Origin of the sequence: Botryobacter ruber, assembly GCF_003347595.2 — a bacterium.
In the GTDB taxonomy this organism is placed as follows: domain Bacteria; phylum Bacteroidota; class Bacteroidia; order Cytophagales; family Hymenobacteraceae; genus Pontibacter; species Pontibacter ruber_A.
In genome coordinates this window covers 36525-49032 of the sequence record NZ_QCZK02000044.1, presented here as the reverse complement: position 1 = coordinate 49032, position 12508 = coordinate 36525, and the positions used below count along the sequence as shown (strand labels likewise).

Sequence of the window (12508 nt, the reverse complement as noted above, 5' to 3'; positions counted from 1 at the left end):
TCAAAAGCCTCAAAATCAAATTTCTTTTCCATGGTGACTGTGCTTAAGCTAAGTTAATTATTTTCTTGCTTTGACACAGTTCCGTTTACAGCCTCCCGTCTACTCGATTATGCGGCGTTATTCTTTTTCCCAATCTTCAAATTCATGATACTTTATCTCTTTTTTATTAAGAGACTGCTCATATTCTTTGATTTCTTTATATGCTTTCTCAACAATGCTTTCTGTATCATACCATATATTATCCGCTGGATAGGAACAAATGCCATTTGTCAATTCAGTTAAAATCGCACTTGTTAGCGAAGCGAACCTTAACTCAAAGCTATCGCTTGAGTGCCAAACGAAAGTAACTACCTTATCATAATTTTTAAGTTTACCTTCAATTTCAGGGCTTGCAAATTGAACTTCTGTTATTTTTTTACCTTTCAATTTATCAAAAAAACTAAGTTTTGGTTTTAGTTTTTGCTTCTCTTCTTGCAAATTGAAGTCGTCAATGTATAGTTCAAACCCACTTATTAAATTCTTATTCTTAAGAATATCTAGAGGAGGTTTTTGTAATCGAAATTTGAATGGAAGAAACCCTGTCTGGTTGCCGAAGGAAAAGTCAGGATGTGCTTCAACAACCATTTCATAGTCATTTAATCTTTTGACAATTTTAGGAATCAAATCGTCTGTTAAGTCTCTTGTATAGACATTTATATCTAAACTCATGTTTTTATTATCCTAAAATACCGCATAAAGGTAGAATAAACGTAATACCACCAAACCTACGGTTTACAAACATACGCTTATCTGCACTATGTGCGGAGGTTGTGCTATAAAAATCTTTGTAGGCGTGCTATTAGCTTACCTAAGGTAAGAAATAATCACTAAACGTCCGAGTGCTAGCAAATTAAAACAAAATACTATTTTAAGACGATAAAATCCTGTTACGCTTCAACATAAAGCACCCAAAATGAAATACCAGAACCTTTCTGCAGCAAATGCAGGTGTGCCAGTTTGATGGAGCATCTTCAGAGGCTATGGTGGCTGGTGCAGCAACAAAAAAAGTGCAGACTCACCGCCTGCACCCTTAATCAAACGCCAAAACACTAAATTAAAACCTGCCGGGGCAGGCACTTAAACACACTAAATATCTTTTTTACTGAAAATTCTTTTGGAAGTAAGCAGCGGGAACAGCACCCACAGCAGCAGGATACCAAACGAAATGGCCACACCTGTTCCGCTGCCAAACATGCTCTTGTACAAGGCGCCGGTATAGCCCATCAGCGCCGACACATCTAGGTTCAGCATGACTACAATACGGCCCAGGTCAATCGGGTTCAGGGCGATCATGGCAAGCGAAGCTTTTTCCAGGGGGTATTCGCTGAAAAAATAGAGAATGAAGATAACGATGCCGTCGTAGATCAGGGCAAAGTACACCCACAGCAGCAGCGCCACGCCTATGCCTTTGGCTTTGTCGCGGGTAACAACGGAAGCCAGGAAAGCAAGCGCCACAAACACAAAGGTAATCCCGACGCCTACTGCCAGCAGAAAAAGCGCCGTGGCGTTGGCTCCATAGAGCAGCACCGGTACGCCAATGCCCACCACATACGCCGCCGACAACGACAGCGCCACCGCCAGGTACTCGCTCAGGAAAATCTTTTTGCGGTTCACAGGCTGCGCCATCAGCAGCTCCATAAACTCGTAGGAGTTGTAGAAGTGGGTGGTGGCAAAAACAATGCTGATCAGCGGCACCACCAGCAGCACCACGTTCAGCAAACTAAGCAGCGATTTTGCGGGGTCGCCTTCCAGGTTGAAGAGTCCGAACGCCAGCACCAGCATAAAAACCGTATAGGCCAGCACAATGCGGCTGCGCAGGATATCGTAAAGTACGTGTTTTATGATTGTCTTCATGGCTAGTCCTCCTCGTTCATTATTTTGGCAATGGCCTTGCTCAGGCGCTCTTCGTTGGCGTGCTCTTTTATGGCGCTGATGCTTTCAAAGAACTTCAGGTTTCCGTCTACCAGGCACATCACTTCGTCTGCTACCTCTTCTATCTCGCTCATGATGTGGGAGGTAATCAGGATCAGCTTGCCTTTTTTCTTTTCCTTCAGAATTTTGCTTTTCAGAATTTCCGCTGAAATCGGGTCGAGCCCTGCTGTTGGTTCGTCGAGGATCAGGATGCCGGGGTTGAACATGAACGCCAGGGCCGCGCTTACCTTCTGCTTGGTGCCGCCGGAAAGGGTGCCCATGCGCTTGTCGTACATCTGCTCCAGCCCGTACAGCCCCACCAGTTCCTCGTCAAGCTGTTTCACTTCTTTGCGGATGTCTTTCATCATGGAGATCACCTGCCGGATTTTCATATTTTCGGGGTAGCGTCCAATCTGCGGCATATACCCGATCTGGCTGCGGTAATCGTGCTGCTTCAGCACACTTTTCCCGTTCAGCAGGATATCGCCGCTGTCGGGCAGGGCCATGCCCAGAATGCATTTGCTCATGGTAGTTTTCCCGGAGCCGTTCGGGCCAATCACCGACACCACCATGCCCCGCTCGAACTTTACGCTCACGTCCTGCAGCACTTTCAGTTTGCCATAGGACTTACACAGATTTTTTATCTCTATCATAGCTAATCTTTTTCATGGATGGGCTTGCATCGACGAGTTGCTCCGGAATTACCGACGGAATAACTTTTTCGATCCTGTCCATCAGGTTTACAATAAAACTGCGCATAAACATCACCGACGAAGGCACCCGCTCTACCAGCATAGAGTACAGGCTCACAGGCCGGTACGGCACATCGCCTACTTGGTCTTTGTTGATGTCGTAGCCGTGGTACTTGTCCCAGTGATTGCCCGAAAACTGGTTGAGCATCACATTGCCATTGGTAGCTACGTCAAAGGAATTCGCGATAAAATTGTTCAGCCGGAACGTATCTTCGGTGCAGTTGGCCAGCAGCCGGATTGCCCAGCCATTGTTCAGAAAATCGTTCTGCTCCACATCCAGTTTGCTCGATCCTTCCAGGTAAATGCCGGTGGTGTTGCGCTTAAAGGTGTTGTTGCGGATCACACTTCGGGAGATGTCCTTCAGGAGCAACCCATAGGCGGCCGCGCCCCAGTTGTTCTCAAAGAGGTTGTTTTCCATCAGGATGTTTTTGGTGTACATCACGGCCACCCCGGCACCATTCTGCCGGAAGGTATTGTGCTTGTACACGTTACCGTCGGAAAACATAAAGTGTAGCCCGTAACGCAGGTTGTTCTGGCTCAGGTTGTTTTCTATATGGCTGTTGGTCGCAAACTCAAAGTAAATGCCATCGCGGTGCCCGGACACCTTGTTGTCCTTCACAGTTATGGCGTTGCAGTACCAGAGGTGGATGGCATTGCCGGCAGATGTTTCTGTTTTGCCGTTGCCCTTTACCCGGTTCCCCTGCACCACACAGCTGTCGGCGCGTTGCAGGTAGATGCCGAAGAAGGCATCCTGTACTTTGTTGTTAATGATTTTTACATGGCTGGCTTCGGCCACCCGAATAGCTGCAAAATCGCTAAGGTAACTTACCTCCACATTGCGGAAGGTGAAGCCTTTAACAAACACATGGCTCGACCGGATGGTTAAGATCTCGCCTTTGTACTGCCCGTCGAGCACCGGGTTATTGATACCGATCAGGCTTACGGGTTTGTTTATTTCAATTGTATTCTCCTTGTACACGCCGCCATCCACCAGAATTTTATCGCCGGCTTTTGCGTTGGCAACAGCCTTGCTGACAGATTTTTCGGGACAGGTCGGGCACACCTTAATGGTTCCTGCCTGTGCTATGCTGCACAACAGGAGCAAAAAGGCAATGCCAATGTATGTAGTGCTATGTTTAATATGGTCTGTCATTTTTCTCTACGGCTAGCATGGCTTGCTCCCAGGTAAGCACCCGCCCGTCAAGTTTCTGCTGATACTCTTCTGCTTTGGCTTTGTCAGGAAAAGCAGAGAGGAACATACCCATGGGGCTTGGCAGGTTTTTGCTTTGCAGGAAAGCAGCACGTTTCACATCTATTAACTGGTTGGGCTTACTAAAGTCCGTCACCAACACCAACTCCGCATCCTGCTGTTTTTCAGGATTGGCCTGCAGGTACGACGCCAGGCACTCTGCCGAATCGAAGAAATAAGCTTTGCCTTTGGTTGTGACTACCTCAGCGCCAAAACGACTGTCTGACACCGTCATCTGGCAATGCACACAGTTGGTTTCGCCATAGGCAATTTGTTGCGGGGTAACTTCACAACCCAGTACTAGCGATGCCACAAGCAAGACCGGTATTATGACTCTGTATAACTTCATGCCTGAATATTTTTTAATGTATAGTATGGCGTATTGTTGTTGCGCTCCCTCTCCAACCTGCCGGCTTTTCGTTCCAGCAGGTACACAAGCAAACCTAACAGGATGGCTAAGCCGATGCCCAGTCCGCCGATGGCCGGCAACGACAACGCATGGAAATTGAGGAGGTCTTTACTGCCGATAAAAGGCGGAATGTAGGTCATGCCCGGTATTTTGATGGGCGCCTGCGGGTCCAGGTTTGTACCGAATTTGTGCAGCCACATGTAAAAATCGGCCAGGCCAACCAGGCTTGCCACAGCCAGTAATCCTACCCAGGGCAGCACAAGCTTTCTTAACCTGAACAGGGCAATAAGCACGGCTGAGCCAATAAAAAAGTAAACAAAGTAGGGCATGTATACCAGCTCTTTAAAAGAGTCGGCCTCTATTTTTGCCATGCCGATGTAGTGGTTCAGAATGTTGAAATTCTGCAATGTAAATTCGGTGTTGCCGGAGATTTTATTTACCCAGATGTGCATCTCCAACCCTTCGGGGTACTGCGGGGCCTGGAGGTAAATCTTCCACATCGGGAAGAGAAACAACAACCCCAGCGATGCTGCCGCTATCAATAAAAGTATAGTGCTGGTAGTCTTCATGCTGGTAGTGGTTTAGGTTAAACAATTAAAACCTGCAGCAGGGGTTGCCTGCGCTCCCCCTGCCACAGTGCCTGTTCAGGCCTTTTTAACTTCGGGGCTTTTTAGCTCCGGTGGAGAATGCAAGCGGCGCCTTAGTACCTTTTGGCGAAACTTTAATATACCCCTGCATTTCCTGGTGCAGTGCCGAGCAGAAGTCGGTGCAGTACATTGGAACGATACCGGCTTTCTGCGGCACCCACTTGAGCGTTTGCGTAGCGCCCGGCATAATCAGCAGTTCGGCATTGTTGGCGCCCATGATGGCAAATCCGTGTGGCACATCCCAGTCCTGTTCCAGGTTGGTTACGTGGAAATAAACTTCGTCCCCTACGTTTATGCCTTCAATGTTATCCGGTGTTAAGTGGCTTCGGATAGCGGTCATGTACACGTGCACTTCGTTGCCTTTGCGCTCTACCCTTGCTTCTTTTTCATTTTTGGCAGCATACGGATGGGTGTTTTCTTCCAGGCTATACATCTTCACGCTCTTATCGGCAACCTTCTTCGCTTCGATGGCCTGCGCATAGTGCGGTTCGCCAATGGTCGGGAAGTCGAGCAGGAGTTTCATTTTGTCGCCGCTGATGTCGATAAGTTGGGCAGACTGTGCCAGTTCAGGTCCGGTTGGCAGGTAACGGTCTTTGGTGATTTTATTCATCGCCACCAGGTATTTGCCATAGGGCTTCTTGGTATCGCCGCCCGGAATTACCAGGTGACCGATGGAGTAGTAAACCGGAATCCGGTCGAGCACCTGGAAGTCTTTGATGCGCCATTTCACTACTTCCGAAGACACAAACATGGAAGTGTAGGCATTGCCTTTTCCGTCGAACTCGGTGTGCAGTGGTCCGAGGCCCGGCTCTTTCACTTCACCGGCCAGCACAGATTCGTAACGCAGCACCGGAATACCTTCTATCTCGCCAATGTAGTCTTTCTTCTCAATGGCTTTCAGCATCTTGGAGAAAGAGTGAACAGGGATGATGGAAGCCAGCTTTCCGCTTACGGTCATGAATTCACCTGTTGGGTCTACGTCGATGCCGTGAGGAGATTTTGGTACCGGAATCAGGTAAATCAGGCCAGGGCACTCCTCTGGCAGCAGCACGCGTACTTTTTTCTTGATTTCAGACTTGGCAATGTGCGACTTTTCGTCCAGCTTGTTGTGGTAATAATGCGCAGGGAATTCCTTTGCTTTGCCCTCGTTGGCATACTTGGCAGCCAGCTTCCAGTTAATGGCAGCCAGGAAGTCTTTGTCGTTCTGCGAAGCGCCGATTTCTTTCAGGGTGCTGGCTTGTTCGGTGTTGTAGGTGGTAAAGAAAATCCAGTCGGAAGAAGGGCCTTTGCCGCCGTTGGCCAGGTCGTAGTCGAAGCCCGGCACCAGTATCTGAAAGTCCAGGTTCATGTCGCCATGCTCTTTGTCTACTTTAATAAAGGAGATGGTGCCTTTAAACTTCTCTTTGTACTGGTCGAAGCTGATGTCTTCGTACTCGCCTCCGGGGTTTACCGGCACACTGAAACGGGTACCTGCCACCACGTATTCGTTGTCGTTCGTAGGATAAGGAGAGCAGTGGTTACCGGCACTGTTCGGGATCTCCATAATCTCCACGGTCTCGAATGTTTTCAGGTCGAGGCGGGCCACACGCGGGGTGTTATTGGCGTTCACAAAAAGCCAGCGGCCGTCGGTCATGCCGTCGGTGCGGGAGAGCTTGGGGTGGTGCAGGTCGTCCCAGGGCACAAAGCCGAAAGAGGTGTTGAGCATGGCTTTTGTTTCTTCGTTGTAGCCATAACCGTTCTCCGGGTTTTGCGAGAACACAGGTATCACCTTCAGCTGGCGGCCCGAAGGCAGACCATAAACAGAAACCTGTCCGCTGAAGCCACCCGACATAAACGTGTACAACTCGTCGTGCTTGCCCGGCGCCACATACACCTTAGAGGCAGCATCAGCATCGGCCTGCGCTGAACCAACTGCATTCGCGGACGATCCTTCTACGCCGCCACAGCCCTGCAGCATAAGGCCGGCAGCCAACGTCAGCAACATGGCTGCCTTGGGGGCCGTTTTTGTAAATTTATCTGCTATTGATTTCATAATGGTTATAGAATAAGTTTAGGTTAGCTCGCGGCATCGTTTTTTCGGAGGTATTCCAGGATAGCTCTCGCGTCTTCTTCGTTTACATTCTGATTCGTCATTTGCGTCAGGTGCTCGGCCAGCAGCCTTTTAGCAGTAGGGTCTTTCTTGGTCATTTCTTCCGGGTTCACAATCATGTTCATCACCCACTCCGGCTTGCGGCGCTTTGTTACACCGGCCAGGCCCGGACCTACCACTTTCTGATCTGATAACTGGTGACAGGCGGAACACTTTCCTTCATAAATCTGCTCACCCGCAACAGCCAGTTCTTCATTAATCACGCCTCCTTCCAGCAGCACTTCTTTAACCGGACCTATTCCTTTACCTTCTTTCATAGCCAGTTCTTCCGGGGTCTTTTCTACTGCTTCCGTTTCAGCCTGTTCTTTTCTGTATTCGTCATAGCTGTTGCTATCTCCTGACGAGCAGCCAAAGAGAAATAAAGCTCCCAGCAGCAACCCATAACTAACATTTGTTACAGCCGACCAACTGGCTCGCTCTCGTAATTTCTTGTTCTTCATGATTTTCATGTTAAAAATGTTTAAGTGAATGAAGTTGAATTTTGGCGGATCATTTACGAAACAAATTTAAGCTGACACGTGCAGCAAATAAAAGACATACATCTCCTTTATTAATGACATTAATCATTTTTTCAGAAGCGCCAGCATGAGAACTTTGAAGCTGAAAACCGGAGATGTTCAGGTTTTACCTGTGTGTTCCGGAAAATTACGCGGCACCCAGTGCCAGAGCACCCGCTTGTAAATGGATTGCCACCCATTTTTTTCATTCAAATAAAAAAACAAGCGATCATGAAATACAGAAATCTATGGTTCGGCTTTATTGCCGTAATTGTCGGTTCGTTTGCCGTGCTGGGTTACTACGGCATCGAAATTTACAGGGAAGCACCGCCCATTCCGAAACAGGTAGTAACCACTTCGGGGAAAGTACTTTTTACAGAGCAGGACATTAAAAACGGTCAGAATGTATGGCAGTCGACGGGCGGGCAGCAACTGGGTTCTATCTGGGGACACGGCGCCTACGTTGCCCCCGACTGGAGCGCCGAGTGGCTGCACAAAGAAGCCGTGTTCTTCCTCGACACCTGGGCGCAGGAAGCAGCGGGCGTAAGGTATGAGCAACTGGACGAGGAGCAGCAGGCACAACTGGAGGCACGGCTGCAGAAACAGCTCCGCGCCAACACCTACGACCCCGCCACCGGCACCCTCACCATTTCCGACCTGCGCGCAGCAGCCATTGCAGATGTAAGCAAACACTACACCGGCGTCTTCACCAACGACCCGGCCTTTGCCAGGCACCGCGATGCCTACGCCATGAAAGAAAATACCGTTAGTGACCCGGAGCGGATGGAGAAACTGAACGCTTTCTTCTTCTGGACCTCCTGGGCCTGCGTAACCGAGCGTCCGGGCAAAAAAATTACCTACACCAACAACTGGCCTTCGGAGAAACTGGTGGCCAACGAACCCAGCAGCGACCTCATCATCTGGACCGGCTTTAGCGTAATCGTACTTATTGCCGGCGTGGGGCTGCTGGCTTATTACTATGCCTCCAACAAAGAAGAAGAAATAGACCACTCCAGGCTACCGAAGCAGGACCCGCTGCTGGGCCTGAAAGCCACGCCAAGTATGAAGGCTACGCTGAAGTACTTCTGGATTGTAACGGCGCTCATCCTGGTGCAGGTAACGCTGGGCGTGGTAACAGCCCACTACGGCGTGGAAGGGCAGGCGCTCTACGGGTTCCCGCTGGCCGAATACCTCCCCTACTCCATTACCCGTACCTGGCACGTGCAGTTGGCCATCTTCTGGATTGCCACTTCCTGGCTGGCCACCGGCCTGTACATTGCCCCCGCCGTGTCGGGGCACGAGCCTAAGTTTCAGAAGCTGGGCGTGAACTTCCTGTTTATCTGCCTGCTCATTATTGTGGCCGGTTCGCTGGCAGGGCAGTGGTACGGCGTGATGCAGAAGCTGGGCTACACCGAAAACTTCTGGTTCGGGCACCAGGGCTATGAGTACGTAGATTTGGGCCGTTTCTGGCAGGTGTTCCTGCTGGTGGGGCTGTTTGTGTGGCTGGCCCTGATGGTACGCGCCATTATTCCTGCCTTCCGTAACGATGCGGCCGGACGACACCTGCTGGGCATGTTCCTGATTTCGTCGGCTGCCATTGCCATTTTCTACGCTTCGGGCCTGATGTGGGGACAGCACACCAACCTGGCCATTGCCGAGTACTGGCGCTGGTGGGTGGTGCACCTGTGGGTAGAAGGCTTCTTTGAAGTTTTTGCCACCGTGGTGATTGCGTTCCTGTTCGTGCGCATGGGCCTGCTCGACACCAAACTTGCCACGGCTACGGTACTGTTCTCCACCATCATCTTTTTGTTCGGCGGCATTATCGGTACCTTCCACCACCTCTACTTCAGCGGCACGCCTACGGCTGTCATGGCCCTGGGAGCTACCTTTAGTGCGCTGGAAGTGGTGCCGCTGGTGCTTATTGGGTTCGAGGCGTACCACAACCTGCAGATCAGCAAACTTACCGTCTGGATTAAAGCCTACAAATGGCCGATTTATTCGTTCGTGGCTGTGGCCTTCTGGAACCTGGTGGGTGCCGGGGTGTTTGGTTTTGTGATTAACCCGCCCATCGCGCTTTACTACATGCAGGGGCTCAACACCACCCCGGTGCACGGGCACACCGCTTTGTTTGGCGTGTACGGCATGCTGGGCATCGGCCTGATGCTGTTCGTGCTCAAAGGCCTCTCGGCCCGCCGCCGCTGGAAAGATGGCGTCATCAGCTTCGCGTTCTGGTCTATTAATGTGGGGCTGCTGCTGATGGTACTGATCAGCGTGCTACCCATCGGCCTGATGCAGACCTGGGCGAGTGTGGAATACGGCCTCTGGTACGCCCGCTCCATGGAATTCATGCAAACCGACACCATGGAAGTGCTGCGCTGGCTGCGCGTGGTAGGCGACACCATTTTTGCCGGTGGCGTGGTAGCGCTGGCCTGGTTCGTGCTTGGCCTGAAAACCGGCTGGTCGCTGGAGCAGGACGAGGACCTTTCAGTTGAAGATTACCCGAGTGTGAAATCAAAAGAAAGCGCTAAATAAGCTGCATCGCTGTGAAAGACCGGGGATGGAAATCACTGTAAAGCTTTCCTACCAAACATGCTCAGCATATCTCGCCCTGAAATAGGCCGACAGATTTAGTTCTTATTACCACTTTAGCAGGAGCCTCTGGAGTTTCGACTTCGGGGGCTCTTTTGTTGTACAGGAAGCAAATTGAGCTGTTTGCCGCTTTGCTCCGGCACCAGGAGGAGCAGTGGCTGTGGTGGCAGGAGCAGCAAAGTTTTTGTACCTAAAAATCTTCTTGTAAACAGGAAATAAACCAATCCGGATATACCCGAGCGCATTTCTTCAGCCAAATTTAGATTGCAGCAGCTGTCACCATAGCCACTGCTCCTGCAAATTATTCCTTCTGTACAGGCAGCTTTACTACCCGAAAATAAGTGCATAAAAAAAGCCCCACGCTACATGGGGCTCCAAAGATTCATCCTGCAACCTTTGTCAGCTTACGCCAGTTTTACATTTACAGCATTTAAACCTTTTCTGCCTTCCTGCACATCATAGGTAACTTCGTCGTTTTCCTTGATCTGATCAACAAGGCCAGTGACATGAACAAAATATTCCTGTCCTGTTTGCTCATCTTTAATGAAACCAAACCCTTTTGACTCATTAAAAAACTTTACTTTTCCTTTACTCACAGCTTTAATATTTTAAATTAACTTTTTCCTACATACGCTGTAAAAATTTATATGTTCATTTATAGATTTTTTCTTTTCTGAACTTTTGTTTACCAAAGGTTGTCTCGAAGAGAGTTTATTTAACAGGGGGCATCAGGCAAATTTTTACCTTTTATCGAACAATTGCCCCTGTTTTTTTAACACCAAAAACATCAAACGCTTTATTTTTTAAAAATTAGCATTACCTTTGCAGCCGTTTTACTTATCATCACCATGGTCAGAAATATTTTAGAAGAGCTACAGGAGGAGAGCAGAGATCTGAAAATCAAATCCGCCGCGATGGCGGGTAAATTATCCCCCATCCCCTTTGTGTTATTAATACTGGTCGTGATTGCGACGTTTATACTGCCTTCTGTGCCTTCCGCCATGGGAGCACACGAAATAAGTGCCGCCGACACCGCCTGGATGCTGACTTCAACAGCGCTTGTACTGATCATGACGCCCGGGCTCGCTTTCTTCTATGGTGGTATGGTAAGCCGGAAGAACGTACTCTCGACCATGCTGCAGAGCTTTATCTGTATGGCCATTGTGGCCGTGATCTGGGTAGTATTCGGTTTCAGCCTGGCTTTCGGCGAATCGATCGGGGGCTTTGTGGGTAACCCGCTTACGTTTTTTATGATGCGTGGCGTGATCGACGGCGCACCATGGCCAGGAGCGCCAACCATTCCGCTGCTGCTGTTTGCCATGTTCCAGCTGAAATTTGCCATTATTGCACCTGCCCTTATTACCGGCGCCTTTGCCGAGCGTATCCGCTTTACATCCTATATCCTGTTTATCTGCCTGTTTTTCGCCTTTATCTATGCGCCGCTGGCCCACGCCACCTGGCACCCCGACGGCCTGCTGATGCGTTTTGGCGTGCTCGATTTCGCCGGCGGAACCGTGGTACACATGTCGGCAGGATGGGCTGCGCTGGCCTCAGCGTTGTTCCTGAAACGCCGTTACGATGCCAATCATAATCCTGCCCATATCCCGTACGTGATGCTGGGTACCGGCCTGCTCTGGTTCGGCTGGTTCGGTTTTAATGCGGGGTCGGCGCTTGGCTCTGGCGAACTGGCCGTAGTTGCACTTGCCACCACTACTACCGCATCGGGAGCGGCTGCACTTGCCTGGATATTTTTTGATGCCGCCAGGGGCAAGAAACCTTCTGCGATGGGCACCTGTATCGGGGCTGTGGTTGGCTTGGTGGCTATTACGCCGGCAGCAGGCTTTGTTACCATTCCGCATTCCATTGCCATTGGTGTAATTGCAGCTGTTATCAGTAACCTGGTAGTGGAGTGGCGCACCAGAACCACCCTCGACGATACCCTGGACGTGTTCCCCTGCCACGGTGTGGGCGGTATGGTAGGCATGGTGCTGACAGGTGTTTTTGCCACGAACGCAATCAACCCGGTGGTAGAAGTAAGCAACGGCCTGGTGTACGGCGAAGCCAAACTATTCCTGGTGCAGTCTGCCGCCCTGGTCATTGTATCGATCTTTGCCTTTTTCGGCTCTTGGATATTGTTGAAAATAACCGACATGATTTCGCCGCTGCGCGTAACGGAGCAGGAAGAACTTGCCGGCCTGGACATCAGCCAGCACGACGAAAGTTTATAATTCATACAACACACCATACTGGAAAAGGAGCTCATAAG

11 protein-coding genes are annotated in these 12508 nt (G+C 50.0%); 2 read left to right on the top strand and 9 right to left on the bottom strand.

What is annotated here, in order from left to right; translation table 11 throughout:
* Window positions 1–117: 117 nt before the first annotated feature.
* The 8 genes from DCW36_RS14600 to DCW36_RS14565 form a co-directional block, all read right to left on the bottom strand.
* Window positions 118–708, bottom strand: a complete 591-nt coding sequence (locus tag DCW36_RS14600) for a hypothetical protein (protein ID WP_114783703.1) — start codon at window positions 706–708, stop codon at window positions 118–120.
* A gap of 417 nt (window positions 709–1125) precedes the next feature.
* A complete protein-coding gene (locus tag DCW36_RS14595; RefSeq protein ID WP_114783701.1) occupies window positions 1126–1893 on the bottom strand; it encodes an ABC transporter permease in 768 nt (255 codons plus the stop codon).
* A gap of 2 nt (window positions 1894–1895) precedes the next feature.
* The gene (locus DCW36_RS14590) at window positions 1896–2603 is read right to left on the bottom strand and encodes an ABC transporter ATP-binding protein (protein WP_114783699.1); all 708 of its coding nucleotides are present in this window, start codon (window positions 2601–2603) and stop codon (window positions 1896–1898) included.
* Window positions 2578–3855: a nitrous oxide reductase family maturation protein NosD gene (locus DCW36_RS14585; RefSeq protein WP_114783697.1), complete on the bottom strand. Its 1278-nt coding sequence runs from the start codon at window positions 3853–3855 to the stop codon at window positions 2578–2580. Before DCW36_RS14585 ends, DCW36_RS14590 begins: the two co-directional genes overlap by 26 nt.
* Window positions 3839–4264 (bottom strand): nitrous oxide reductase accessory protein NosL, encoded by a 426-nt coding sequence (locus DCW36_RS14580; protein ID WP_240676191.1) that lies wholly within the window; start codon window positions 4262–4264, stop codon window positions 3839–3841. The genes DCW36_RS14585 and DCW36_RS14580 overlap by 17 nt, the downstream gene beginning before the upstream one ends.
* Window positions 4265–4296: 32 nt before the next feature.
* Window positions 4297–4929 (bottom strand): hypothetical protein, encoded by a 633-nt coding sequence (locus tag DCW36_RS14575; RefSeq protein WP_240676190.1) that lies wholly within the window; start codon window positions 4927–4929, stop codon window positions 4297–4299.
* Window positions 4930–5014: 85 nt separating this feature from the next.
* Complete coding sequence (gene nosZ, locus DCW36_RS14570; protein ID WP_114783693.1) at window positions 5015–7039, bottom strand: Sec-dependent nitrous-oxide reductase; 2025 nt, start codon at window positions 7037–7039, stop codon at window positions 5015–5017.
* Between the two features lie 23 nt (window positions 7040–7062).
* Entirely contained in the window at window positions 7063–7605 is a 543-nt protein-coding gene (locus DCW36_RS14565) for a c-type cytochrome (protein ID WP_240676189.1), read from the bottom strand.
* Between the two features lie 279 nt (window positions 7606–7884).
* On the opposite strand from DCW36_RS14565, the gene DCW36_RS14560 reads away from it, so the two are divergent.
* Window positions 7885–10185 (top strand): nitric-oxide reductase large subunit, encoded by a 2301-nt coding sequence (locus tag DCW36_RS14560; RefSeq protein WP_114783709.1) that lies wholly within the window; start codon window positions 7885–7887, stop codon window positions 10183–10185.
* A gap of 461 nt (window positions 10186–10646) precedes the next feature.
* Here the strand turns inward: DCW36_RS14560 and DCW36_RS14555 are convergent, their stop codons facing one another.
* Complete coding sequence (locus DCW36_RS14555) at window positions 10647–10838, bottom strand: cold-shock protein (RefSeq protein WP_114783691.1); 192 nt, start codon at window positions 10836–10838, stop codon at window positions 10647–10649.
* A gap of 318 nt (window positions 10839–11156) precedes the next feature.
* On the opposite strand from DCW36_RS14555, the gene DCW36_RS14550 reads away from it, so the two are divergent.
* Window positions 11157–12470, top strand: coding sequence for an ammonium transporter (locus DCW36_RS14550; RefSeq protein ID WP_114783707.1), 1314 nt, complete (start codon window positions 11157–11159; stop codon window positions 12468–12470).
* The last annotated feature ends 38 nt before the right edge of the window (window positions 12471–12508 follow it).

What these genes read in the sequence shown, in the direction of transcription:
- DCW36_RS14565 (WP_240676189.1), bottom strand. Translation starts at nt 7,605, where the DNA reads ATGAAAATCATGAAGAACAAGAAATTACGAGAGCGAGCCAGTTGGTCG.
- DCW36_RS14590 (WP_114783699.1), bottom strand. Translation starts at nt 2,603, where the DNA reads ATGATAGAGATAAAAAATCTGTGTAAGTCCTATGGCAAACTGAAAGTG.
- DCW36_RS14585 (WP_114783697.1), bottom strand. Translation starts at nt 3,855, where the DNA reads ATGACAGACCATATTAAACATAGCACTACATACATTGGCATTGCCTTT.
- DCW36_RS14575 (WP_240676190.1), bottom strand. Translation starts at nt 4,929, where the DNA reads ATGAAGACTACCAGCACTATACTTTTATTGATAGCGGCAGCATCGCTG.
- DCW36_RS14595 (WP_114783701.1), bottom strand. Translation starts at nt 1,893, where the DNA reads ATGAAGACAATCATAAAACACGTACTTTACGATATCCTGCGCAGCCGC.
- DCW36_RS14560 (WP_114783709.1), top strand. Translation starts at nt 7,885, where the DNA reads ATGAAATACAGAAATCTATGGTTCGGCTTTATTGCCGTAATTGTCGGT.
- DCW36_RS14550 (WP_114783707.1), top strand. Translation starts at nt 11,157, where the DNA reads ATGGCGGGTAAATTATCCCCCATCCCCTTTGTGTTATTAATACTGGTC.
- nosZ (WP_114783693.1), bottom strand. Translation starts at nt 7,039, where the DNA reads ATGAAATCAATAGCAGATAAATTTACAAAAACGGCCCCCAAGGCAGCC.
- DCW36_RS14600 (WP_114783703.1), bottom strand. Translation starts at nt 708, where the DNA reads ATGAGTTTAGATATAAATGTCTATACAAGAGACTTAACAGACGATTTG.